Below are 23,636 nucleotides of genomic sequence, written 5' to 3' on the forward strand. Positions count from 1 at the left end.
CTTCACTACGATAACTCACGATATATCTTAGATACGTCGAATTGCAAGACCCCTCGCCGCCGGACGGACTAGTTCCTACATCTCCGCCAATGGCCGATCTGTTTCCCGATAGTCTTCCCGCCGCGCCCAGCGACGAGCCCCGCGCCGACGCGCCGCTCGCCGATCGGCTTCGCCCGCGCTCGCTGGCAGACGTGGTCGGCCAGGAGCACCTGTCCGGTCCCGAAGGCGCGATCGGCCGGATGGTGGCCGCTGGGCGGCTGTCGAGCATGATCCTGTGGGGTCCTCCCGGCACCGGCAAGACCAGCATCGCCCGGCTGCTCGCGGACGCGGTGGGAATGCGCTTTGCCGCGATCAGCGCGGTATTCAGTGGCGTCGCGGACCTGAAGAAAGCTTTTGCCGAAGCCGACAAGGCGGCGCAGGCCGGCCAGCGCACCCTGCTGTTCGTGGACGAGATCCATCGCTTCAACCGCGCGCAGCAGGACGGATTCCTGCCGTTCGTCGAGCGCGGCACGGTCACCCTCGTCGGGGCGACGACCGAGAACCCCAGCTTCGAACTCAATGCGGCGTTGTTGTCGCGGGCGCAGGTGCTGATCCTGCGGCGTCTCGATGCGGATGCGCTCGGCCAGTTGCTCGACAAGGCGGAAGCGCTGGAAGGCCCGCTACCGCTTACCGACGAGGCGCGCGAGGCGCTGATCGCGAGCGCGGACGGCGACGGGCGCTTCCTGCTCAACCAGGCCGAAACGCTCTATGCGGCGAACATACTCCAGCCGCTCGATCCGGCCGGACTGGGTTCGTTCCTCCAGCGCCGCGTGGCGGTGTACGACAAGGATCGCGAAGGGCACTACAACCTCATTTCCGCGTGGCACAAGGCGCTGCGCGGATCGGACCCCGACGCTGCGCTCTACTACATGGCGCGGATGCTCGTCGCGGGAGAGGAGCCGCTGTTCGTGCTGCGACGCTTGGTCCGGGCGGCCGTCGAGGATATCGGCCTCGCCGATCCCCAGGCCCTCGTCCAGTGTCTCGCAGCCAAGGACGCCTACGACTTCCTCGGCAGTCCGGAGGGCGAACTCGCGATCGTGCAGGCGTGCCTCTATTGCGCGACCGCCCCCAAATCGAACGCTGCTTACAAGGCGCACAAGGCCGCCTGGAGGACCGCGCGCGAGACCGGGAGCCTGATGCCTCCCGCGCACATCCTCAACGCTCCGACCAAGCTCATGAAGGACGTAGGCTACGGCAAGGGGTATGCCTACGATCACGATGCCGAGGACGGGTTCTCGGGCGCCGATTACTGGCCCGAGGAGATCGGTCGCCAGACGTTCTACGACCCGCCCGAGCGCGGGTTTGAGCGCGAGGTGCGCAAGCGGCTCGATTACTGGGCCAAGCTGCGCAGCGAGCGCGGCGGGGCGTGAGGCCGGACCGCTTCGCGCACTTCGCCGCGATCGACTGGTCGGGCGCCGCGGGCGAGCGCCACGCGGGCATCGCGCTCGCGATCTGCGAGCCGGGCGACGCCCCGCCCCGCGTGGTCCGCCCCGGCCACCGCTGGTCGCGCGCCGAGGTCGCCGACTGGATCGTCCGCAAGATGCCCGCCGAAACGCTCGTCGGCCTCGACATCTCGGGATCGCTCGCGTTCGCCGATCGCGGCGCCTTCTTTCCCGGCTGGCCTGAGAGCCCGCCCGATGCGCGCAGCCTGTGGGCCGCCGTCGAGGCGCAGTGCGAAACCGAACCCCACCTCGCCGCCGGCGCGTTCGTCGACCACCCCGAGATCGCCCGCCACTTTCGCCGGCACGGCGGGCGCGAGGGCGACCGGTTCGGCGGGGGCATCGGCCGCCTTCGCGTGACCGAGCACATCGGCCAGACTGCGCTCGGCTGCCGCCCGACCAGCAATTTCAACCTCGTCGGCGCGAGCCAGGTCGGCAAGGCGAGCCTGACCGGGATGCGCGTGCTGCACCGCATCGCCGGCCACGTCGCGCTGTGGCCGTTCGACCCCCTGCCCCCGCACGGATCGGTCGCGGTCGAGATTTACACCACCATCGCCGCCGTCGCCGCGGGACGACCGGCGGGGCGAAGCAAGTTGCGCTCCTACGCCGAACTGAACGAGGCGCTCGTGGCGGTCGGCAGCAAGCCCGTACGCGGTCGCGGGCCGATCGACGATCACCGGTCCGACGCGCTGCTGGCCGCGGCGTGGCTGCGCCAGGTCGCGCACCGGCCCGCATACTGGAGCCCTCCCCAGATGACCCCCGACATTGCCCGCACCGAAGGCTGGACTTTCGGCGCGCTTTAATTCGCCCTATCGCTTCGCTACTTGAGGGTCTTTAGTTCGCCCAATCGCTTCGCTACTTGAGGGCGGAGACAGGTTGTCCTAGTGGCCCACCTCCACGTTACGCCGGCTTAGCTCAGTTGGTAGAGCACCTGATTTGTAATCAGGGGGCCGCGGGTTCGAATCCTGCAGCCGGCACCAGTTTCGACTGCACAAAATCATCCGGGGGATGGTTTTGGGTCGAAACTCCCGAGCGATAGCGAAGGGTATCGCGCCTTAATTCCCGCGCCCCACCATGTCCTCCGGCCGCACCAGTCGGTCGAAGTCCGCCGCGCTGACGCCTGCCGCCAGCGCCGCTTCGCGCAGGGTGCTGCCGGACGTGTGCGCCGCCTTGGCGATCGCGGCGGCCCTGTCGTAGCCGATCTCGGGCGCGAGCGCGGTGACCAGCATGAGGCTGTTCTCCACCCCGCGGGCGATGGTGTCGCGCCGCGGCTCGAGGCCGTTCAGCAGGTTGTCGGTGAAACTCGTCGCGGCATCGGCCAGCAGTCGGACCGAGCGCAGGAAGTTCCACGCCATGACCGGGCGATAGACGTTGAGCTCGAATTGCCCTTGGCTACCCGCGAAGGTGATCGCGGCATGGTTGCCGAACACCTCGATGCAGACCTGGGTCAGCGCCTCGACCTGGGTGGGATTGACCTTGCCCGGCATGATCGAGCTGCCCGGCTCGTTCTCCGGCAACGCCAGTTCGCCTAGTCCCGCTCGCGGACCGGAGCCCAGCAGCCGAATGTCGCTGCCGATCTTGTAGAGGCCGGCCGCAAGCGCGTTGAGCGCGCCGTGGGCGAACACCAGCGCGTCCTGCGCGGCCAGTGCGGCGAACTTGTTGGGCGCGGTGACGAACGGCAGTCCGGTGATCGCGGCGACCTTAGCGGCCACCAGCTCCGCAAACCCGGCGGGCGCGTTGAGGCCGGTGCCCACCGCAGTCCCGCCCTGCGCCAGCTCGTACAGACCGGGCAGCGCCAGCTCGATCCGCGCGATCCCCGCCTCGACCTGCGCCGCGTAGCCCGAGAATTCCTGTCCCAGCGTCAGAGGTGTGGCATCCTGAGTATGCGTGCGCCCGATCTTGACGATATCGTCCCAGCGCGCCGCCTTGTCGGCCAGGTCGGCGTGCATCGCCTTCAGCGCGGGCAGAAGGTGCCGGACGACCTCGCCCGCCGCCGCGACGGTGATCGCGCTGGGGAACGTGTCGTTGGAGCTCTGGCTCATGTTCACGTGGTCGTTCGGGTGGACCGGCGCCTTCGAGCCGATCTGGCCGCCGAGCAGTTGAATCGCCCGGTTGGCGATAACTTCGTTGGCGTTCATGTTCGACTGGGTGCCCGATCCGGTCTGCCAGACGACCAGCGGAAACTCGCCACCCAGCTTTCCATCGATGACTTCCTGCGCCGCCTCGACGATGGCATCGGCGATCGCGGGGTCGAGCAACCCGAGCTCGCGATTGGCCTCGGCCGCCGCGCGCTTGATGACGCCCAGCGCACGGACCAGCGGCACCGGCATCGTCTCTCCGCCGATGCGGAAATTCTGCAGGCTGCGCTGGGTCTGCGCGCCCCACAGGTGATCGGCGGGGACCTCGATTGGTCCGAAGGTATCGGTTTCGGTGCGGGTGATCATGTGGGGGTTCTGGCCCTCGCGGGGCGGCGGTGCAAGGCGGCGAACGCCGAGGGCATGTCACACATGTCACAGTGTCCAGGAGTGAAACTGGTGTTCCCCTCGATCCGCCGTTCTGTATGCGCGATTGGGGGTCGTAGCGGGTCGGCCATGAGCACCTGTTGTCACAGGCGCGGGTGTGTAGGAAAATGTCCAGCCGCACCGATTTCGCGCGCAAGGCTGCCTGTCGGCAAACGACCCCATATCGGACACCCGAGTAGATATGGTCATCTCGGATCTACAGAAAAAAGACCCCACACGGAGCGGGGTCTAAAAGTTGAGAATTCGATTTTCACCAAATTCTTCGGGTCGCCCGGTCTCTTCTCGCTCATTCGACTGTTTAGCAACGATTTCGCCGCGCGAAAATAAATGGCCACTGCCCGATGTTCCGCGACTTACAAATCTTGTACTCGCATCCTATTTTAGCAGAATAACAGGTATAATTCCTTACTGACCGCAGTGAGACAATAATGGTGCCTCCATTACACGGGAGCGACGAGGTGCGTCTCATTCAGCTTTATCATGACCATGGCGTTGCTCAGATCAAAGCGCGTCACGCTGATTCGGCGGAGCTGCGGAGCGAGCATGCAGCCCAAGCGCTTTTCCTCGGTGAACTTATCCGCGTAAGACGGGCCGATCAGACCGGTCCCATTGTCGGTCCTGCGCGTGCGCCTCTCCAGGACGGGCGCTGCACGACGATCCACATTTATGGAGTTCCTGACAGCGCCACCGTCAGAAAGGCACGCAAATGGCTCGACGATAATGGCCTTGTGCATACCTTCCATGACTTCGAGAAGGAAGGCGCCACCCAAGGCCTTGTTCGAGGCTGGGTGGTTGCTGTGGGCTGGGAGCGGGCGCTTAACCGCCAGTGCATGGCCTTCCGCGAGCTCGAAGCCAGCCAGAAAGAACATTTGGATGCTGAAAAGGCGATCAGGCTAATGATCGCCCGGCCTTCGTGCATCAGGAGCCCAGTGACCCGTCATCCCGGCGGGGTTCTTGTCGGATTCCACCCTGCCGAGTGGGTAGCCATGTTGGCGTGAGCCTGCTGGAGATCGTGAGAAGGATTGTCGGCCTCGACTACAGGTGAATATGAGACTCGCAGGCGTCAGGCCGGGCATGGATTGCGAGGGTCGGACCGGGTTGAGTAAGCATCAAACGGCGCCTAGCCAGCCAGAAGGGTCGCAGCAGTCTCCTCGATGCTTCCAGCAACGAGAATTGCATCGCTTCCCACCATACCAACCTTGGTTTGATCATTCTCGTGCGAACGCAGCCACGCTACGTTTTCGGCGATTACCATATAATCACCACCACGCGACTTGAGCAGGACGAATTTCATGATTTGGTCTCCCTTACGGGAGGTGTCTAAGCCAACGATCTCTGCGTCAGACTAATGCCGTCAGCTTTCCACTCACGTTGCGGCAATTCCGCATCTTCCCTGAATTGCCGAAATCTGCCGCTCAGGCCGCCTCACCCCCGCCCGCGATACCCTGCCACGCCTTGCTCCGGCACCCATAGTCCCTCTGGCGGCGCGCCGGTCTGCCAGAACACGTCGATCGGGATGCCGCCGCGCGGGTACCAGTAGCCGCCGATGCGCAGCCACGTGGGCTGCATCTCGTCCGCCAGGCGCTGGCCGATTCCGACCGTCACGTCCTCGTGGAAGCCCGCATGGTTGCGGAAGCTGCCGAGGAACAGCTTGAGGCTTTTCGATTCGACGATCCGGTCGCCGGGTGCGTAGTCGATCACGAGATGCGCGAAATCTGGCTGGCCGGTGACCGGGCAGAGCGAGGTGAATTCCGGTGCCGCGAAACGCACGAGGTACAGCGCGCCGGTGCGCGGATTGGGCACGTAGTCGAGCGTCGCCGCCTCGGGCGAAGCGGGTAGCGCGCTCGACTGGCCGAGGTGCAATGTGGCAGGTGTGTCGCTCATGCCGCGCATCTGGCGCGAATCGCGTTTCATCGCAAGGCGGCGGTGGACTTGCGCAATTCAGTGCCTATTCAGCCCTTCGGACGCTTCGGAAGCGCCACCGGGAATCATGAGACACTTCGCAACCGCCAGCCTGTTCGCACTCGCCGTGGGCACGTCCGCCGTGCCGTCGCTTGCGCAGGACACCCAGTCGCCGGGCGGATTCCGCTTGCCGACCCCCACGGCCACGCCGACGCCGACCGACATTCAGGGGCCGGTCGATCCCGATGCCCCGATCCTGACCCGGCCGCGCGCGCCCACGCCGACACCCACCCCGCGCGCAACCGCCACGCCCACGCCGACCCCCGCGCCCCAGCCGACCGCGGCCCCGTCGCCGCGCACGGTCCCGCCGCCGCGCAACAGTTCGCTGCCGCCGCGCTTCACCCCGCCATCGGCCATCACGCAGGAAGAAAGGGAGGCCATCACATCGGCCCCCAGCCCACTCCCGCCGATCACCACCGCGGCGCCATCGACCGATCTTCCGGCGGCTCCGGTCGACATCGCTCCTGCGACACCGGACAGTGCGCCGTCGCCGGCTCCTGCCGACGAAGGACTGCCCGGCTGGCTGCTGGCCCTGGGAGGCCTGATCGCAGCAGGGGGCATAGGTGCGGCGTTGTGGTTCCGCCGCCGCCGCTCGAGCGAGCATGCACCGGCACCCGCGATCGAGCCGCCGCGCCCTGTCGGCCAGCCGGCTCCGACACCCGCCGCTCCACCCGCCGCGGCGCTGACGGGACCGCCGCTGCTGATCGAGGCGCAGGTGAAGCAGCTTGCCCGCTCCATGCGCTTCGCCACGCTGTCTTACCAGTTGCGCGTGACCAATCGCGGGGCGCATCCGCTGGAGAGCGTCACGTTCGGCGGCGACCTCGTCACCGCGCATGCGCGCGTTCCCACGCAGGCGCAGCTCGCCGATCCGGCGGTGCCGCTTGCGCCGGTGCGCTCGATCGAACGGCTCGATCCGGGTGAGAGCGCCGAGTTCACCGGCGAATTCCGCCTCCCGGTCGAGGAAATCCGGCCGATCCCGCACGGCAAGGCGGTGGTCTATGTGCCCCTGCTCCGCGTTCGGGCGGAAGCGACCGGCATGGCACCCGTCGCGCGCACGTTCGTGGTGGGGCTCAAGCAGCCCGGCGCCCAGCGCCTCCAGCCGTTCCGGCTCGACGAGATGCCGCAGACCTACCACGCCGTGGGCCAGACCGCGCTCGACTAACCGCAGACTAGGGCTGGATTGCGCGTTGCGTGGCCGCTAGCCTTGCGCGGATGGACACCCTCGTTTCGACAGACTGGCTCGCGCACGCGATCGAAAGCGGCGACGTCGTCGTGCTCGACGCGACCGCGCATGCGACCGATCCGACCCGCGACGCCCGTGCCGAATTTGCCGCCGGTCACATTCCGGGTGCCCGTTTCCTCGACCTCGCGACGCTGAAGGATAGCGGCTCGCCCGTACCCAACGCCCTGCCCACCTCCGAACAGGTCGCGGCGCGCCTCTCCGCGCTCGGCATCGCCCGGCCCGATGCGGTCGTGCTCTACGACGACAGTGCGGTGAAGACCTCCGCCCGCGCGTGGTTCATGCTGCGGATGAACGGCCTGGCCCAGGTCGCGATCCTGGACGGCGGAATCGCCAAGTGGAAAGCCGAAGGGCGGCCCATCGAAAATGGCGAAGCCAATGCCGCGCCAACCGAGGCCCCCACCCTGACCGCAGACTGGCGCCGCGTACGCACCAAGGACCAGATGCTCGCCAACATCTCCGACGCGGGCGAGCAGGTGATCGACGCGCGCGACGCCGGGCGCTTCACCGGCGAGACGGTCGATACCGTCCACGGTCTGCCGGGCGGACACATCCCCGGCGCGCGCAACCTGTTCTTCCGCGATCTCTACAATGCCGACGGCACCTTCCGCTCCGACGACGAACTGCGAGCGGCATTCGAACGCGCAGGGGTGGACCTGTCGCGCCCGATCGCCGCTTCGTGCGGCAGCGGAGTGACGGCATCGGTCCTGCTGTTCGCGCTGCACCGCCTGGGGATCGAGGACGCGGCGCTCTACGACGGAAGCTGGAGCGAATGGGGCGCCGACCCCGCGACGCCGAAGGAAACCGGGGCGGCTGCCTGAGCATGGCCAAGGGCAGCGGCAGGCAAAGGCCGGGAACGAGGCTCGTCACCGCGGGGCGCCGCGCCGAATGGACCGGCGCCGCGGTCAACCCGCCCGTCTGGCGCACGAGCACGCATCTGTACGAAGACAGCGCCGACCTCGCCGCAGGCAGGCCGAACGCAGACGGTCATTTCTATTACGGTCGCCGCGGCACGCCGACCCAGTGGGCGCTCGCCGAAGCGCTGACCGAGATCGAGCCGGGCGCGGCAGGGACGGTCCTCTATCCCAGCGGGGTGGCGGCCATCGCGGGGGCGTTGCTGACGGTCCTGAAGCCCGGCGATGTCCTGCTCGTCACCGACAACGCGTACGAGCCGACGCGGACGCTCGCCAACGGATTGCTCAAGCGGATGGGTATCGAGACTCGATACTTCGACCCGCTCGACATCGAGGGTTACGCGGCGCTGTTCTGCGAACGGACTGCGGCGGTCATGCTCGAAAGTCCCGGCAGCCTGACGATGGAGGTATGCGACATCCCCGCCCTCGCCCGCACCGCCCGCGAAAAGGGCGCGGTGAGCGTGATCGACAATACCTGGGCGAGCGCGCTGGGCTTTCCCGCGCTGGAGCGCGGGTGCGATATCTCGGTCATGAGCCTGACCAAGCACGTCGGCGGGCATTCGGACCTGATGATGGGTTCGGCGAGTGCGGGCGAGGCCTGGCATTCTCGGTTACGCCCCACGGCTCAGTCGCTCGGCAACGTGGTATCGCCCGACGATGCCTCGCTCGCCTTGCGGGGCTTGCGGACGATGGGCGTTCGCCTGGCCCAGTCGACCGCCTCCGCGCTGGAGATCGCCCGCTGGCTCGAAACCCGGCCGGAAGTGGCCCGCGTGCTGTGTCCCATGCTGCCGGGCGCGGCAGGGAACGACCTGTGGGCGCGCGACTTCACCGGCGGATGCGGGCTGTTCAGCGTCATCCTTGCTGGCGGCGGACCGGACGGGCGCGCCGCCTTCATCGATGCGCTCGAACTGTTCGGCATCGGTTATAGCTGGGGCGGATACGAAAGCCTCGTCGTCCCGGCCGACCCGAAGCGCACCGCGAGCGAGTTTCCACCCTCCGATCTGCCAGATGGCGCGGGCGCGGCGATACGGTTCTCCATCGGCCTTGAGGATCCGCGAGACCTGATCGCGGATATCGAGCAGGCATTCGCCGCGATGGAGAAACAATGAATTCCGCGCTGATCCCCAAGTCCACACCCGCTCCGCAACCCGAACCCACGCCCTCCGAGCAGGGGGTCGAAGTGGCTGAAGGGCTCAAGGACGCCGTTTCCGAACGGAGCGGCACCGCAGCCGGCGTGGTCGATACGCTCGACCGCTGGGCGATCGACCTGGGCTCGTTCCGCATTTCCGTCTGGGACACGATCGTGTTCGTCGCGGTCCTCGTCGCCATCCTCGTCGCGGCGTGGTTCCTCAGCCGGCTGGCACGGCGGCTGCTGCGCCGCCTGACGAAGTTCGACGAAACCCAGCGCCTGCTGGCCGAAAAGCTCGTCACCATAGCGGTCTGGGCGATCGCGATCATGCTCGGCATCGACATCCTCGGGATCGACCTCACCGCGCTCGCTGTGTTCTCGGGCGCCTTCGGCCTTGCGATCGGCTTCGGCCTGCAAAAGACGTTCGGCAACCTGATCGCGGGCATCATCCTCCTGATGGACCGCTCGATCAAGCCGGGCGACGTGATCGCCATTGCCGACCAGGCGGGGGTTTCGACCTTCGGCCAGATCCGCAAGATCGGCATCCGCGCGGTTTCGCTGACCACCCGCGACCAGCGCGAATACCTGATCCCAAACGAGAACCTGATGATCAATCAGGTGGAGAACTGGTCCTATTCCAGCCGCAACGTCCGCATCCAGGTGCCGGTCGGCGTCGGCTACAACTGCGATCTCGAACTTGCCGAGAAGCTGATGCTCGAAGCCGCGAAGGGCGCAAAGCGGGTCCTCGCCACGCCGCCGCCGGTCGTCTGGCTGGAGGGGTTCGGACAAAGCTCCGTAGACTTCAAGATCCACTGCTGGATCAACGACCCCGAGGAAGGCGTGGGCAACGTGCGGTCCGACGTGCTCAAGCGACTGTGGAAGCTGTTCAAGGAAAGCGGGATCGAAATCCCCTTCCCGCAACGCGACATCAACCTGCGCGACAATGCCCAGTTTCAGCAGCTCGTCGCGGCCATTGCCCAGCGGATGGACCAGCCCGACGAGGATGCGAAGGCGGAAGGCTAGCTTCGCGCCCGCCAACCGCAGATTTCAAAATCCTCCCTTCCCGTCCTGACAGGCAATCTGGCTGGCGAACAACCAGCGCCACGCGCATTTCGCAGGAATGGCAAAGGTTGGAACCGTATTTCTGGTCGGCGCGGGTCCGGGTGATCCCGACCTGCTGACCCTGCGCGCTGCCCGTCTGATCGAGGGCGCGCAGATCGTCGTTCACGACGGCCTCGTGGATCCGCTGATCCTCGCGATGGCAAACCCGGGCGCCGAGCTCGTCTCGGTCGCGAAGAGCCGCGCACGGCATACCTTGCCGCAGGCCGCGATCAACGCACTGCTGGTTCGCGAGGCTTTGGCCGGACGCGACGTGGTGCGGTTGAAGGGCGGCGATCCGCTGGTCTTCGGACGCGGCGGCGAGGAAGCCGAAGCGTGCCGCGCCGCCGGTGTTCCGGTCCAGATCGTCCCCGGCATCAGTGCGGCCAACGGGGCGGCGGCTGCGGCGCAGATCGCGCTTACCCATCGCGATGCGTCCAGCGTGGTCAGCTTCGTCGCCGGCCAGTGCAAGGGGCTGAGCGAGCAGGACTGGGCTGGCCTCGCCGGAAAAGGCCGGACGCTGGTGATCTACATGGGTGTGAAGACCGCCCCGCAAATCGCTGAAAAGCTTATGGCCGACGGGCTCGCGCCCGACATGCCGCTCGCGGTGATCGAGAAAGCCGCTCGCCCGCAGATGCGCGTGCTGCGCGGTCCTCTGGCGGCGTTACCGGACCTCGTCGCGCGCGAGCGGGTCAAGAGCCCGGCGCTCATCGTCATCGGCGAAGTCACCGCACGCGAAGATGCGGCCGTGGCCGCCCTGGTAGAGGCACACGCATGAGAATCCTGACCGGAAACGATCTGAAGACCGGCGCGGTCACCTGGTGGACCGGCTACGACTGGTCGATTCACGTCGAGGACGCGGTGGACGCAGGCGACCAGGCCGATGCTATCCTCGCGCGCGAGGCGGCCGCCTGCCGGGTCAACAATCCCTATGCCATCGACGGCGAGAAAGCCCCCGACGGCAGCGTGCGCCCCGCGCACATCAAGGACCGCATCCGCGCGCTCGGCCCGACCGTCCGCCCCGACCTGACCCTGAAGCCCGCCGACCCCGATGCACGAAACTGGGTGATCTGATGTACCGCTACGACAAATACGACCAGGCCATGGTCGACACCCGGGTCGAGGAATTCCGCGACCAGGTCCGCCGCCGGCTCGAGGGCAAGCTCGACGACGACCAGTTCAAGCCGCTGCGGCTGAAGAACGGGCTGTACTTGCAACTCCACGCATACATGCTGCGCGTCGCGATTCCGTACGGCACTCTCAATTCGGCGCAGATGCGCGCGCTGGGCGCCATCGCGCGCAAATACGACCGGGGTTACGGGCATTTCACGACCCGGCAGAACATCCAGTACAACTGGATCAAGCTGGCCGAGGCGCCCGACCTTTTCGCCGATCTCGCCAAGGTCGAGATGCACGCCATCCAGACGAGCGGCGAATCGATCCGCAACATCAGCTCGGACCAGTATGCCGGCGCCGCCGCCGACGAACTGATCGACCCGCGCCCGTGGTGCGAGATGCTGCGGCAGATGACCACGTTCATGCCCGAATTCAGCTACCTGCCGCGTAAGTTCAAGATCGCGGTGATTGCCAGTGCGGAGGACCGCGCGGCGCTGCGGTGGCACGACTTCGCGCTGCGGATCGTGCAGAACGCATCCGGCGAAATCGGCTTCGAGGTCTATGCCGGCGGCGGAATGGGGCGCACCCCGTTCATCGCCTATCGCATCCGCGAATTCCTGCCGACCTCGCAGCTTTTCAGCTACTTGCAGGCCGTACTTCGTGTGTGGAATCGCCACGCGCGCCGCGACAACATCCACAAGCAGCGGATGAAGATCCTGGTCCACGACCTGGGCCAGGAGGAATTCACCCGCCAGGTCGAAGAAGCATTCGAGCACTTCCTGTCGCTGGCCGAGGATTTCCCGCAGGCCGAATACGACCGGATCGCTGCCTACTTCGCGCCGCCGCCTTTCGAGCAGGGCCTGAGCGACGAGATCGACCTGTCCGACCCCGCATTCGCCGCGTGGGTGGACCGGCAGGTGATCGCCCACAAGGCGCCCGGCTATGCGATCGCCAACATCAGCCTGAAGCCCGTCGGCGGCATTCCCGGCGACATCTCGGCCGACCAGATGGACGTGGTCGCCGATTTGGCCGAGCGGTACAGCTTCGACGAACTGCGGGCGACACACGCGCAGAACCTCGTCCTGCCGCACGTTCGCAAGGCCGACCTCCACGCGGTTTGGCAGGCGCTGGTCGAGGCCGGACTGGCCGACGCCAACCTGGACCTCGTCAGCGACATCATCGCCTGCCCCGGCCTCGATTACTGCAGCCTCGCCAACGCGCGCTCGATCCCCGTCGCGCAGAAGATCGCCGAGCGGTTCGCCGATCCGGCGCGGCAGGCCGACGTGGGCGAACTCAAGATCAAGATATCGGGCTGCATCAATGCCTGCGGGCATCACCATGCAGGCAACATCGGCATCCTGGGCGTCGATCGGAAGGGCAGCGAAAGCTACCAGCTCCTGCTCGGCGGATCGGGCGACGAGGTGACCACGCAGGCCAAGATCGCCGGGCCCGGCTTCGACGAGGACGGCATCGTCGATGCGGTGGAACGGGCGGTCGAACAATATCGGACCATCCGCGAACCGGGCGAGCGGTTCATCGACACCTACCGCCGCGTCGGCATGGATGGGTTCAAGGAGGCGATCTATGGCTGAGCCCGGCAACCAGGCCTTTCCCACCTCGCTGCGCTTTCGCGACGATGCAGCGGCGGACGAACCCTCCGTCTCGCTCGACGCGTTCCTCGACCAGGGCGAGGCGGACTCGGTGCGGATCGAGGCGGGCGAGGACGTAACCGTGCTGTTCCCGCACCTCGACCGCGTGCGCCTGATCGAGGTCGACTTCCCGCGGTTCCGCGACGGACGCGGGTTCTCGACCGCGCGGATGCTGCGCGAGGCGGGTTATACGGGCGAGCTGAAGGCGACCGGAGACGTGCTGGTCGACCTCATCTTCTTCATGCGGCGCTGCGGTTTCGACAGCTTCGCGCCCGACAAGCCATTCGACCCTGCGGATGCCGAGGCCGCGCTGTCGCGCTGGGACCACGTCTATGTTCCCGCCGCCGACGATCGGGTGCCGATCTGGAAGCTGCGCCATGGCTGATCTGGGCGTGGCCCGGTTCGTCGACAGGATCGACACCGCGCCGCGCTTTTCGGCAGACGATGCCGCGCGCCTCAATACCCGCTATGCCGTTGCGGACACCGCGGGCCTGCTCGACGCGGTCCTCAACGAAGGCGTTGCCGGGCAGGTGGCCCTGGTGTCCAGCTTCGGAGCGGAGAGCGCGGTTCTGCTCCATCTGGTGGCCCAGGTCGCACCGGCCACTCCGGTGCTTTTCCTCGACACCGGGAAGCATTTTCCCGAGACGCTGGCCTACCGTGACGAGCTTGTCGCGCACCTCGGCCTGACGAACCTGGTCGTGCTGCAACCCGCCGAAACCGACCTGCGGAGCCGCGACGAAAGCGGGCTGCGCTGGTCCTACGATCCAGACGGCTGCTGCGAGATCCGCAAGGTTCGCCCGCTCGCGGCGGCGCTGGCCGGGTTCGATGCCTCGCTGACGGGCCGCAAGGCGTTCCAGTCGCAGACCCGGGCGAACCTGCCGCGTTTCGAAATAGACCTGTCGGACAGCGCAGGCAGGCTCAAGATCAACCCGCTGATCGACTGGCAGGCTGCCGACCTGGCGGATTACATCGCCAGGCACGACCTGCCGCCGCACCCGCTGGTGGCAGCGGGTTTCCCCTCGATCGGCTGCTCTCCCTGCACCACCAAGGTCGCACCGGGCGAAGACCCGCGCGCAGGCCGCTGGAAGGGCTGGGACAAGACCGAATGCGGCATCCATACGCCGGTCCCGTTGGGGCCGGACGGCGAACTGCCGCCGGGCTACGAACCTTTCCTCTAGGACAAGAAAAGGCCCCGGAGGCGCACCCCCGGAGCCCGTTTCCCATCCGTATCGATCAGCTTTCGACGCGCTCGACCGTGGCAACCTGGCCCTCGGCATTCTTCGACGTCCATACGCCGGCGGCATCGATGCCTTCCACATTGCACTTCTCCACCGCACCTTCGGTATCGGCGGTGGTGCAGTACTCGGTCGGCGATTCCTGGACCCACTTTCCGGTTTCGACGACCTTGCCGTCCTTGTCGGTCTGCGAATAGGTGCCGTCGGCCTTCACGTCTTCCATGAACTCGACGCCTTCCGCCGTCGTCACCTTGTACATGCCGACCGAGGATTTGCCGTCGGCGGCCAAGGGCCCGGCGGCTTCGGCCGCGGCAGGCGCGGCGGCTTCGGTTGCAGCGGTTTCCGGCTCCGGCGCAGGCTGACTGCACGCGGCGAGCGAGGCCAGCGCGGCCATCGCGATCAGTCTTTTCATGGTTTTCCCCTTTACGTGACGCGGTGAAGTGGTCGTTGCCACCGATGCGACTCGCGATCCCGTGGCGCGACTATGCACCCTCGCGCGCGCAAGTCGAATCACGCGTCAAAGCCAGCCTTTCTCGCGGTACCAGCGCGCGGTGGCGCGAAGTCCCTCGCGCGTGGGAATCTTCGGTCGCCAGAGCGCTTCAGGCACCGCGAACTCGGGCCGCGCCACCCAGTCGGGATGGGTCATGTAGCCGACCCTGTCCTTCGTCAGCCGCGCACGCGAGCGGCGCACGAGGCTGTCGGCGCGCGACGCCTGCTCGAGGAGCGGCCGGGGCAGGTGGATGACCCACGGACGCCGCCCGACAGCCCATCCGATTACCCGCGCTAGTTCGCGGTGGGACCAACCGCCCGCGTGCCCGTCGTCCGGCTCGAACGTCCGGTGGGTTACGGCTTCGCCGCCCGGCAGCAGCGCCACCAGCAATTCGGCGAGGTCCTGCACGTGGATCAGCGAACTGCGTCCCGGCGGCGGCACCGGCACGACCCCTCTGCGCGCAAGCTTGAACATCTCGAGGTAATCGCGGTCCCACGGTCCATAGACGCCCGGCGGGCGCACGATCGTCCAATCGAGTCCGCTCGCGGCCACCAGCCGCTCGGCGCGTTCCTTGGAAGCGCCATAGGCCGAAAGCGAAGGCTCACGCGCAGCCAGCGACGAGACGCACACGAGGCGCGGAACGCCGGCCTCGGTCGCCGCCTTCACGACCTTCAGGGTGCCCGCCACGTTTGCCGCTTCGAAGGATGCGGCATCGGGCGCGGTCGTGAGGCCGGCGACGTGGATCACCGCTTCGGAGCCCCGGACCAGCCGGGCAAGAGCCGCCGTGTCCGATAGATCGCCCCGCACCCACTCGGCGCCGCCCCGATCGGCCGGAACGGTCCGCGCCAGCGCACGCACCTCGACCCCGGCCCGCGTCAGCGCGGCGAGCGTCGCGCGCCCGACGAAGCCTGTCGCGCCGGTCAGCGCGACCAGCGGCCTTGCCTCGGTCCCGTTGCTCATAGCAGGACCATGTGATCGCGGTGCACCACCGCCGCACGCGGCGAGTAGCCGAGCAGTGCGGACTGCTCAGCCGCCTTGCGCCCGGCGATCGCGCGGCATTCGGCGGACGTATATTCCACCAGCCCCTGCGCCAGCCGGTCGCCCTTGGACGAATGGATCGTCACCAGATCGCCGCGCGCGAACTCTCCGTCGACTGCGACGAGTCCGGCAGCCAGCAGGCTCGATCCCCCAGTCAGCGCGTCGGCGCACCCTGCATCGACCGTCAGGACGCCCGCCGGCGCGATACGGCCACCCAGCCAGGCCTTGCGCCCGCCGTCGCGGCGTTGCGGCAGGAACACCGTCCCCCGGTCCACCGCGATCGCGGTGGCGAGCGGGCGGTCGTGCGTGCCGTTGACGATGGCGAGCGCGATCCCGGCGCGTCCAGCGATCTCGGCCGCCTGCAGCTTCGACACCATCCCGCCCGAGCCCATACCCGATCCCGAGCTGGCCCCGGCCATCGCCCGGACGCTCTCGTCGATCCCGCCGACTTCGCGAACGAGCTCGGCCGCCGGGTCCTTGGGATCGCGATCGAACAGGCCGTCGACATCGCTCAGCAGCACCACGGCATCGGCCCCCGCCGCTTGCGCGGCGCGCGCGGCCAAGCGGTCGTTATCGCCGAAGCGGATTTCCGCAGTCGCGACGCTGTCGTTCTCGTTCACCACCGGCACCGCGCCCTGGTCGAGCAGTCGAGCCAGCGTCGATGATGCGTTGAGGTAGCGGCGCCGATCCTCGAGGTCGTCGAGCGTCAGGAGAAGCTGCGCCGCGACGAGGCCCTGCTGGCCGAGAAGCTCTGCCCACGCACCCGCGAGCTCGATCTGGCCGACCGCCGCCGCCGCCTGCGCGTCCGCCAGGTTGGCGCGCCCTCCGGCGGTCAGCCCAAGGCGGGCCGCGCCCAACGCGATCGCGCCCGAACTGACGACGACGACCTGCTGCCCGCGTACCCGTGCCTCGGCGATCTCTCCCGCCAGTGCCTTCAGCCAGTCGCGCCGCAAGGTCCCGCCGCGCTCGACGAGCAGCGCCGAGCCGACCTTGAGGACAAGGCGCGGACAGGCGGCCGGATCGGCGATCTGCGATAGTGCGGCGATAGTCATGCGCGGGCCGCTTAGCGAAGCCGCGGCGAAACGTCACCTAGATCGGCGACCAATCGCCTCCGCCTTCGGGAACGTCCTCGACCTGGCTGCCCTTCGTTTCGGTCGCAGTGCGATCGGGAAGGTAGGCGAGCGCTGCATCGAGCAGGGCATCGATCCCCTCGCCCGTCGCGCCCGAGATCGGGAACACCGCCTCCGCGCCCGCGGCGAGCAGTTCCTTCTCGAACGCCGCCACCAGTTCGGCATCGGCGAGATCGACCTTGTTCAGCGCAATCAGCCGCGGCTTTTCGTCGAGCGCCACGCCTTCCTTGGCGACGTAGGCCGACAGCTCTTCCTCGACGATGGCAAGCGCCTCGGCCGGATCGACCCCGGAAATGTCGATCAGGTGGATAAGCACCCGGCAGCGTTCGATATGGCCCAGGAAACGGTCGCCGATCCCGGCACCGTCGGCAGCCCCCGCGATCAGGCCCGGAATGTCGGCTAGCACGAACTCGCGCCCCCGGTGGCGCACGACGCCGAGCTTCGGCACGAGCGTGGTGAACGCATAGGTGCCGACCTTGGCCTGGGCGTTCGACACCTGGTTGATGAAGGTGCTCTTGCCCGCGTTCGGCAGGCCCAGCAGACCGACATCGGCGAGCAGCTTGAGCCGCAGCCAGACCCACAGTTCTTCCGACGGGATGCCCGGCTGATGCTGGCGCGGGGCGCGGTTGGTGCTGGTCTTGTAGCTCGCGTTGCCGCGACCGCCCATGCCGCCTTCGAGCAGGGTCACCCGCTGGCCGACCTCGGTGAAGTCGGCGAGCACTTCCTCCTTGTCCTCGGACAGGACCTGGGTGCCGACCGGCACTTCGATCACGAGATTGGGCGCCGACGCACCCGTGCGGTCCTTGCCCATGCCATGCCCGCCACGGGCGGCCTTGAAGTGCTGGGTGTAGCGGAAGTCGATCAGGGTATTGAGGCCCTGGACGGCCACGAAGACGATATCGCCGCCCTTGCCGCCATTGCCGCCGTCCGGTCCGCCGTATTCGACGTACTTCTCGCGCCGGAACGACACGGCCCCAGGGCCGCCTGCGCCGGAGCGGATGTAGATCTTGGCCTGGTCGAGAAAGTGCATATTAGTCTTGCCTCAAGCGCCGGCGCTGCATCCGCAGCCTTGGCTATCCTTCGCGGCTATTCCGTGCCCGAACAAGTCGGGCTCGGGCCGCTACGGGCGCGGGTTCGCGCTAGCGGTCCGCTGGTCGCGGACCGATTTCAATTCACCGTCGCCAGTATACACATTCCGGACTTGCGACCAGCAAGTCCGCAAGGCCGAACGGCCGCCCGCAGGTGCTCCGAAGCGAAGCGGAGGAATTGCACCGAGGACGCGCTCGCGGAGGCGAGTGCGAAAAAACTGGAAATCACCAATCCCCGATCGAAGATCGGGAATTGGTGGAGCCGAGGGGGATCGAACCCCTGACCTCGTCATTGCGAACGACGCGCTCTCCCATCTGAGCTACGGCCCCGTTCCAGTCCCTCGCTGCCGGGCACCCGCCAGCGAGCGCGCCGCTTAGCGAACCGTACCCGGGAATTAAAGCCCTTTGTGAGCCGCGCCTAGAGCTTCGAAGGATCCTTGGGCACCGGCTGCACCACGGGCACCGCCTCATCCCTTTCGGGGACGCTCAGTACCGGGATCGAGGCGCCGGTCTCCGCGTCCGTCACGACCCCCGACGTCACGACAGGCTGCGTCGTCGTCGTGGTCGGATCACTGACGCCGACTTGCGGAACGCCCGCAAGTCGCGCTGCCTGCACGGCCACGAAGCCCGGTTGCGAAGCCCCGTAACGCGCGCCGTATTGCGCATCCCACGCCGCGGATTCGCGCTGGTACTGCTCGTAGGCCGTGAAGAAGTTCTCGAACGGCATCTCGAACTGGACGAAGTTTGCTGCGGCCAGCGCCGCGCCATCCGCCTTGGGCATTGCCGCCTGCGCGGCGGCCACGCGGAGGGCTGCCTGGCAGAATTCGGTGCGAGCGGGCGGCAGGGCAAAGTAATTGTAGATCGTCGTCATCAGACGCTCGCGCCCTGCGACCGCCTGGTTGCGTCCCGGAAATTCCCTTTGCGCAGCGCGATCGAGCCGCTGGTTGGTTTCGCGCAGCAGTTTGGCATTCCCGGTCAGGAACGAGCGATACCCTTCCAGGATCGGCTCATCGCCCGGTGCCGTACAGTTGAGCGCGGCGACGTTCCATGCCGAACGGAAATACCACAGGCGCTGGTCGTCGTTCAGGTTCTTGAGCGGGGTGAGCCGCTGCCCGTCTGGTCCGCGACCGGGAATATTCATGATGTAAGCCGCGCTGCCAGGCGGAAGCGGGCGATACGGAATGACTTCCACCGGCGGCGGCGGCGGCGGGGGAGGCGGAGGAGGAGGAGGTGGCGTCGCGCAAGCGCCCAGCATGGCCACCCCTGCGGCCAGAGCGATCATTCGGATGCGTACGGGTGAACTGGAAATCATGCGGCGCGGCCCTCCTCTGCCCGCATAGGGAATGACAGCGCGCGCCTTTCGCGCGGCTGAAGCAAACCGGCCCTAACGTGGGGTCGGGACAAAGAAAATGCCCGGGGAACACGTCGTCCCCCGGGCACGATGAAACGAGTCCTGCGTGCGACTATTCGCGGTTGCCCAGGAAGCTCAGCAGGAACTGGAACATGTTGATGAAGTCCAGGTAGAGCGTCAGGGCGCCAAGCACGATCGCCTTGCCGGCGAATTCGGTGCCGCGGAGAACCGCATACTCGTTCTTCAGGCGCTGCGTATCGTAGGCGGTGAGGCCCGCGAAGATGAGCACACCAATGAAGCTGATCGCATACATCAGCGCCGGGCTCTGCAGGAACATGTTGGCGATCGTCGCGACGATGAGGCCGACAACGCCCATGATCAGGAAGCTGCCCCAGCTGCTCAGGCTCTTCTGGGTGGTGTAGCCGAACAGGCTAAGCCCCGCGAACGCCGCTGCAGTCGCGAAGAACGTCACCGCGATCGACCCGCCGGTGAACCGGAGGAAGATCGTCGACATCGACAGGCCCATCAGAGCCGCGAAGGTCCAGAACATCATCTGCAGGGTCGTCTTGCTGAACCGGTTCGCACCGAAGCTCATCGCAAAGACGATCGCGAGCGGCGACAGCGCCACGATCCACATCATCGGGCCCGAGGCGAAATTGATCGCCAGGCCCGAATTGAACGTGAGCAGCGCGACGATACCCGTCAGCAGCACGCCACTGGTCATGTAGTTGTAGATCGAGAGCATGTGCTTGCGCAGGCCCGCGTCGAACACGACCTGCCCACCAGCGCGCGGCACCGACCCGAAGGCGGTGCTCGTCGGGCGGGGATCGTTCAAATTTGCCATACAATCTCCATTCCGGCGCCGAGCGACGACAAGCCGGTAGGTGCAATATCGGGATATTACGCCCCGGATTCAAGGAAAACCGGACGCCGTCGCATTAACCCTGCTCGCGGGCCTCCGCCGCCATTTCCCGGCCCCGGTCCCGCGCGGACCGCAGGGTATCGGTCACCAGCCGCGTGAGAGCCTCTCCCTCGTCGAGGACGTCGAGGCCCTTCTGCGTCATTCCGCCGGGACTGGCTACCTTTCGGGCCAGTTCCGCCGGCGAAAGGTCAGCTGCGGACGCCAGCGTGGCGGCGCCTTCGACCATCTGGACCGCGAGCCGTTCGGCCTGATCCGCCTCCAGCCCCAGCCGCGTCGCCGCCGCCGCGAGCGCGTCGATGAAGCGATAGACGAAGCCCGGGCCCGATCCGGCAAGCGCGGTCACCAGTTCGAACTGCCCCTCGTCGGCAAGCCATTCGGCGCTGCCCAGCCGTTCGGCCAGATCGGTCACGGCGATGCGCCGCTCATCGTCGAGGCCGGTGGCGACAAGCGCATTGGGCGACTTGCCGATGGCGGCAGCGAGGTTGGGCATCAGGCGTACGACGCCGCCAGCCTGCGGAAAATGGCGCGCCAGGCTGGCCAGTTCCACTCCCGCCAGAACCGAGATCACGGTCGTCTCCGAACCTGCGAGCAGCTTTAGCTGAGGAGCGGCATCCGCCAGCATCTGCGGCTTGAAGCCAAGAACGATCGCATCGAACGGTCCGTCCGGTACCTGCGCCGTGAAGCGAACACCGTCCGGCACCGTCTTGGCGCGGGGGCCGTAAGCGGTGAACGTGCCCGGCGTAATGCCGGAAACCAGCCAGCCCTCCAGCATCGCCCCGGTCATCGCACCGTATCCGGCTATCAGGATGGATCGGAAGGCAGCCATTCGGGTCTCGCGGTCGGGAAACGAGTGTCCGCTCTACGCTTCGCCCGCGGCATCGACCATAGCGCTGGCTAGCGCGTCCTGCGGGCTCTTGTCGCCCCACAGCACGAACTGGAACGCGGGATAGAACCGGTCGCATTCGTCGACCGCGGTTTCGATCAGACCCTGCGCCTGTCCGAGCCCGAGCAGCCCTTCGTCTCCCAGCAGCAGGCCGTGGCGATAGACCAGCATCCCGCCCTGCGACCACACGTCGAAGTGGCCGAGCCAGAGTTGTTCGTTGACTAGCGCCAGCAATTCGTGCGCCGCGCGGCGCTTGTCGTCGGACACGCGGATATCCGGCAAGCAAAGCAATTGCAGGACGTTGTCGTCGGCTCGCCAGATCGCGCGGACCTGGTAGCTGGTCCAACTGCCCTGGATCTCGGCCGAGATCTCGTCCGCCGACACGATCTCGTGCGCCCACCCGCGCGCCTCGAACAGCGCCGCCAGCATGTCGACGGGTGCCGCGTCCTCGACCGAAGTCTCGTAATCGTCCTGCCCGGTTCTCATCGTGGCGATCTCTTTTGCGTCATCGAACGGGTGGATGCAGCGTGGCCCGCCGACCCGCAATCGCGGTGCGGCTAACGGCTGGGGACAACGCGATAACCCTGTTCACAGCCTGTGCAAAAGCGGTGGAAGCGCTGTGCACTCTACTTGAGAGGGGCGACTTCCTCGCCGACCTCGCTGGTGAACGTGAAGGCATCGATACCCTCCGCCTTCAAATCGGCGACCAACTTATTAGCCGCGCGCGCCGAATCGATCGGACCGGTCAGCAGGCGCTGCGAGACGCCCCACTTGGCGGTGAAAGCGTCGCGCTTCCCCAGGAGTTCGGGCGCCTTCTTCTCGAAACGACGCCAATCGAACGCCAGCGCCTTCAAGTCCTTACCCGTGGCGACCTGCACCCAGATCCGGCTGGGCGCCTTGGGCTTGGGCGGAGGGGGTGGCGGTGGCGGGGGCGGAGGAGGTTGGGCAACTTCGCGCTTCGGCTTGATGGCCGTGATGTCGACCGCACCGGCCGCAGGCGCACGCGCGGTGCTTGCCGCGGTGAACTCGGCGAACGCATCCGCGAGATCCTCGGGCTCCGGCGCGGCCTGAACCGTCTGCACGGCCTGCACCGAGGCCGGCACGGGAGCGGGGACGATGACGACCGGCGGCGCAGGGTTCGTCTGTGCGGCGCTGACCCGGCTCAGTTCGAAACCGGGCCCCTGCTGCTGCGGCAAGGTTGCGACGACGACCGGCGCGGACGCTTCCCGCACAGGCGGAAGCTCGCTCGTCTGTGACACGGCAACTGGTGTCGGCGTGGTTACGGTCGGCAGCGGTGACGCTGGCGGCGGAGGTGGTGGCGGCGGGGGCGGCGGAGGAGGCGTCGGCGCTGGACGCGGCACATCCGCCTGTGCGATCCGCACCGGCGTGGTCTCTCGCGCCCCGGCGGCGACTTGCGCAGGCGTAGGCGCGCGAGTGGGCGCCGTGGCAGTCTGGCGCCGCTCGTTCCGCCGGGCGACCCGCGTGCGCGGGCCCAGCGGCTCGCCCTGGGGCGCAAGTCGGGAGTCGGCAGTCCCCGCAGGCACGGCGACAGGTTGAGCCGTGGTCGTCCCGGCGTACTGGGCAAGGCGCGGATCGTCGCGGCCGATCTGCGCCGCGCGCGGGAAATTGCCGAGGTTCGCTGCGGCCGCCTGCTGGGCGCGGGTCAACTTGGGCATATAGCGCAGGTATGGCGACATCCGGTCGGCCATGTCGCGCGGCATCACAGCCTCGACGATCGCGACCGCTTCGTCCTCCCGCCCGAGGATCGCCAGGCCGAACGCCCGCGCGCGATAGGCGGCGAGGTCACGGCGCTGCAGCAGGGGCAGCAACGTGGCCTCGAACGCACGTGTATCGCCTGCAATCGCCTGGCTAATGGCCATGCGCCGCACGATTTCGTCGTCGCGGTTCCGGCTGAGTGCCAGCTTATACTGGCCCTGAGCCAAGGCATTGTCGCCCACCAGGTCGTAAGCGAGACCGCGGTCCGCCGCGATCGCCTCGACCTGTGCGCCGGACGCCTGCGCCTGCGCGAACAAGTCGATCGCCTCGATCGGGCGCCCCGACTTGAGATTGGCCGAAGCCAGCCCCGCCTTTACCCGGGGATCGCCGGCACGCACGGTCTCCGCACGCCCGAAGAACCCAATCGCGGCGTCGACATCGTCGAGTGCGAGCGAGGCTCGGCCGGCCGCCACGAGCGCTTCGAAATCGGCCGGATTGCGCGCCAGCCGCTGCAAGGCGGAACTCAGTTCGCCCGATGCCGGTCCCGGCACCGCCTGCACGACGGCATAGCTTTGTGCTGCCAGTGGCGCCGAAACGAGCGCGAAGGGCAGCACCGCCAGCATCGCCGCCGCATGGCGGTTGCGCGAAGTCAACGTTCGTTCACCCATGACCCGG

24 protein-coding genes and 2 tRNA genes are annotated in these 23,636 nt (G+C 67.3%); 13 read left to right on the forward strand and 13 right to left on the reverse strand.

Features of this window, described 5'->3' with window-relative positions; translation table 11 throughout:
- The first annotated feature begins 89 nt into the window (after nt 1-89).
- The 3 genes from AR323_RS10065 to AR323_RS10075 all read left to right on the forward strand — a co-directional run bounded on the left by AR323_RS10065 (nt 90) and on the right by AR323_RS10075 (nt 2,458).
- The gene (locus tag AR323_RS10065; protein ID WP_057883854.1) at nt 90-1,409 is read left to right on the forward strand and encodes a replication-associated recombination protein A; all 1,320 of its coding nucleotides are present in this window, start codon (nt 90-92) and stop codon (nt 1,407-1,409) included.
- Nucleotides 1,406-2,281 carry a hypothetical protein gene (locus AR323_RS10070; protein WP_057883855.1) on the forward strand — a complete coding sequence of 292 codons (876 nt, stop codon included), beginning with the start codon at nt 1,406-1,408 and terminating at the stop codon, nt 2,279-2,281. The genes AR323_RS10065 and AR323_RS10070 overlap by 4 nt, the downstream gene beginning before the upstream one ends.
- A 101-nt stretch (nt 2,282-2,382) precedes the next feature.
- A tRNA-Thr gene (locus tag AR323_RS10075) sits at nt 2,383-2,458 on the forward strand.
- A 75-nt stretch (nt 2,459-2,533) separates the two neighbouring features.
- Here the strand turns inward: AR323_RS10075 and fumC are convergent.
- Nucleotides 2,534-3,922 carry a class II fumarate hydratase gene (fumC, locus tag AR323_RS10080; RefSeq protein ID WP_057883856.1) on the reverse strand — a complete coding sequence of 463 codons (1,389 nt, stop codon included), beginning with the start codon at nt 3,920-3,922 and terminating at the stop codon, nt 2,534-2,536.
- Between the two features lie 536 nt (nt 3,923-4,458).
- Here fumC and AR323_RS14450 point away from each other — a divergent pair.
- Nucleotides 4,459-4,998 carry an ArsC/Spx/MgsR family protein gene (locus tag AR323_RS14450; RefSeq protein WP_235510545.1) on the forward strand — a complete coding sequence of 180 codons (540 nt, stop codon included), beginning with the start codon at nt 4,459-4,461 and terminating at the stop codon, nt 4,996-4,998.
- Between the two features lie 122 nt (nt 4,999-5,120).
- Here AR323_RS14450 and AR323_RS14980 read toward each other — a convergent pair whose 3' ends face one another.
- Entirely contained in the window at nt 5,121-5,294 is a 174-nt protein-coding gene (locus AR323_RS14980) for a hypothetical protein (RefSeq protein ID WP_164461528.1), read from the reverse strand.
- 131 nt (nt 5,295-5,425) lie between these two features.
- The gene (gene queF / locus AR323_RS10090) at nt 5,426-5,884 is read right to left on the reverse strand and encodes a preQ(1) synthase (protein WP_057884106.1); all 459 of its coding nucleotides are present in this window, start codon (nt 5,882-5,884) and stop codon (nt 5,426-5,428) included.
- 106 nt (nt 5,885-5,990) lie between these two features.
- Here queF and AR323_RS14985 point away from each other — a divergent pair, with 106 nt between their 5' ends.
- The 9 genes from AR323_RS14985 to AR323_RS10135 all read left to right on the forward strand — a co-directional run bounded on the left by AR323_RS14985 (nt 5,991) and on the right by AR323_RS10135 (nt 14,286).
- Nucleotides 5,991-7,124: a hypothetical protein gene (locus AR323_RS14985; protein ID WP_057883858.1), complete on the forward strand. Its 1,134-nt coding sequence runs from the start codon at nt 5,991-5,993 to the stop codon at nt 7,122-7,124.
- 29 nt (nt 7,125-7,153) lie between these two features.
- A complete protein-coding gene (gene sseA / locus AR323_RS10100) occupies nt 7,154-8,023 on the forward strand; it encodes a 3-mercaptopyruvate sulfurtransferase (protein WP_321164546.1) in 870 nt (289 codons plus the stop codon).
- Nucleotides 8,024-8,025: 2 nt separating this feature from the next.
- A complete protein-coding gene (metC, locus tag AR323_RS10105) occupies nt 8,026-9,225 on the forward strand; it encodes a cystathionine beta-lyase (protein ID WP_057884107.1) in 1,200 nt (399 codons plus the stop codon).
- Complete coding sequence (locus AR323_RS10110) at nt 9,222-10,268, forward strand: mechanosensitive ion channel family protein (protein ID WP_057883860.1); 1,047 nt, start codon at nt 9,222-9,224, stop codon at nt 10,266-10,268. The genes metC and AR323_RS10110 overlap by 4 nt, the downstream gene beginning before the upstream one ends.
- A gap of 97 nt (nt 10,269-10,365) precedes the next feature.
- A complete protein-coding gene (gene cobA / locus AR323_RS10115; protein ID WP_057883861.1) occupies nt 10,366-11,121 on the forward strand; it encodes a uroporphyrinogen-III C-methyltransferase in 756 nt (251 codons plus the stop codon).
- Nucleotides 11,118-11,417 (forward strand): DUF2849 domain-containing protein, encoded by a 300-nt coding sequence (locus AR323_RS10120; protein WP_057883862.1) that lies wholly within the window; start codon nt 11,118-11,120, stop codon nt 11,415-11,417. The genes cobA and AR323_RS10120 overlap by 4 nt, the downstream gene beginning before the upstream one ends.
- On the forward strand, nt 11,417-13,051 hold the full coding sequence (locus AR323_RS10125; protein ID WP_057883863.1) for a nitrite/sulfite reductase: 1,635 nt from the start codon (nt 11,417-11,419) through the stop codon (nt 13,049-13,051). The genes AR323_RS10120 and AR323_RS10125 overlap by 1 nt, the downstream gene beginning before the upstream one ends.
- Nucleotides 13,044-13,493 carry a DUF934 domain-containing protein gene (locus AR323_RS10130; RefSeq protein ID WP_057883864.1) on the forward strand — a complete coding sequence of 150 codons (450 nt, stop codon included), beginning with the start codon at nt 13,044-13,046 and terminating at the stop codon, nt 13,491-13,493. The genes AR323_RS10125 and AR323_RS10130 overlap by 8 nt, the downstream gene beginning before the upstream one ends.
- Nucleotides 13,486-14,286, forward strand: coding sequence for a phosphoadenylyl-sulfate reductase (locus AR323_RS10135; protein ID WP_057883865.1), 801 nt, complete (start codon nt 13,486-13,488; stop codon nt 14,284-14,286). Before AR323_RS10130 ends, AR323_RS10135 begins: the two co-directional genes overlap by 8 nt.
- Before the next feature lie 55 nt (nt 14,287-14,341).
- On the opposite strand, the gene AR323_RS10140 is transcribed toward AR323_RS10135, so the two are convergent.
- The 10 genes from AR323_RS10140 to AR323_RS14670 form a co-directional block, all read right to left on the reverse strand.
- Nucleotides 14,342-14,755 carry a hypothetical protein gene (locus tag AR323_RS10140; protein WP_057883866.1) on the reverse strand — a complete coding sequence of 138 codons (414 nt, stop codon included), beginning with the start codon at nt 14,753-14,755 and terminating at the stop codon, nt 14,342-14,344.
- 105 nt (nt 14,756-14,860) lie between these two features.
- Nucleotides 14,861-15,793: an NAD-dependent epimerase/dehydratase family protein gene (locus AR323_RS10145; protein ID WP_057883867.1), complete on the reverse strand. Its 933-nt coding sequence runs from the start codon at nt 15,791-15,793 to the stop codon at nt 14,861-14,863.
- Nucleotides 15,790-16,923 (reverse strand): glutamate 5-kinase, encoded by a 1,134-nt coding sequence (gene proB / locus AR323_RS10150; protein ID WP_057883868.1) that lies wholly within the window; start codon nt 16,921-16,923, stop codon nt 15,790-15,792. Before proB ends, AR323_RS10145 begins: the two co-directional genes overlap by 4 nt.
- A gap of 37 nt (nt 16,924-16,960) precedes the next feature.
- Nucleotides 16,961-18,031, reverse strand: a complete 1,071-nt coding sequence (gene obgE / locus AR323_RS10155) for a GTPase ObgE (protein ID WP_057883869.1) — start codon at nt 18,029-18,031, stop codon at nt 16,961-16,963.
- A gap of 312 nt (nt 18,032-18,343) precedes the next feature.
- Nucleotides 18,344-18,419: transfer RNA gene (locus tag AR323_RS10160), tRNA-Ala, on the reverse strand.
- A gap of 88 nt (nt 18,420-18,507) precedes the next feature.
- A complete protein-coding gene (locus AR323_RS10165) occupies nt 18,508-19,371 on the reverse strand; it encodes a hypothetical protein (protein WP_161808736.1) in 864 nt (287 codons plus the stop codon).
- Between the two features lie 181 nt (nt 19,372-19,552).
- On the reverse strand, nt 19,553-20,284 hold the full coding sequence (locus AR323_RS10170) for a Bax inhibitor-1/YccA family protein (RefSeq protein ID WP_057883871.1): 732 nt from the start codon (nt 20,282-20,284) through the stop codon (nt 19,553-19,555).
- 94 nt (nt 20,285-20,378) lie between these two features.
- On the reverse strand, nt 20,379-21,188 hold the full coding sequence (locus AR323_RS10175) for a pyrroline-5-carboxylate reductase family protein (RefSeq protein ID WP_057883872.1): 810 nt from the start codon (nt 21,186-21,188) through the stop codon (nt 20,379-20,381).
- A gap of 33 nt (nt 21,189-21,221) precedes the next feature.
- Nucleotides 21,222-21,731 (reverse strand): type III secretion system chaperone family protein, encoded by a 510-nt coding sequence (locus tag AR323_RS10180; protein WP_057884108.1) that lies wholly within the window; start codon nt 21,729-21,731, stop codon nt 21,222-21,224.
- 140 nt (nt 21,732-21,871) lie between these two features.
- On the reverse strand, nt 21,872-23,629 hold the full coding sequence (locus tag AR323_RS14670) for a tetratricopeptide repeat protein (RefSeq protein ID WP_057883873.1): 1,758 nt from the start codon (nt 23,627-23,629) through the stop codon (nt 21,872-21,874).
- Nucleotides 23,630-23,636: the final 7 nt, after the last annotated feature.

It is taken from the genome of Tsuneonella troitsensis, from assembly GCF_001441535.1.
Lineage (GTDB): Bacteria > Pseudomonadota > Alphaproteobacteria > Sphingomonadales > Sphingomonadaceae > Tsuneonella > Tsuneonella troitsensis.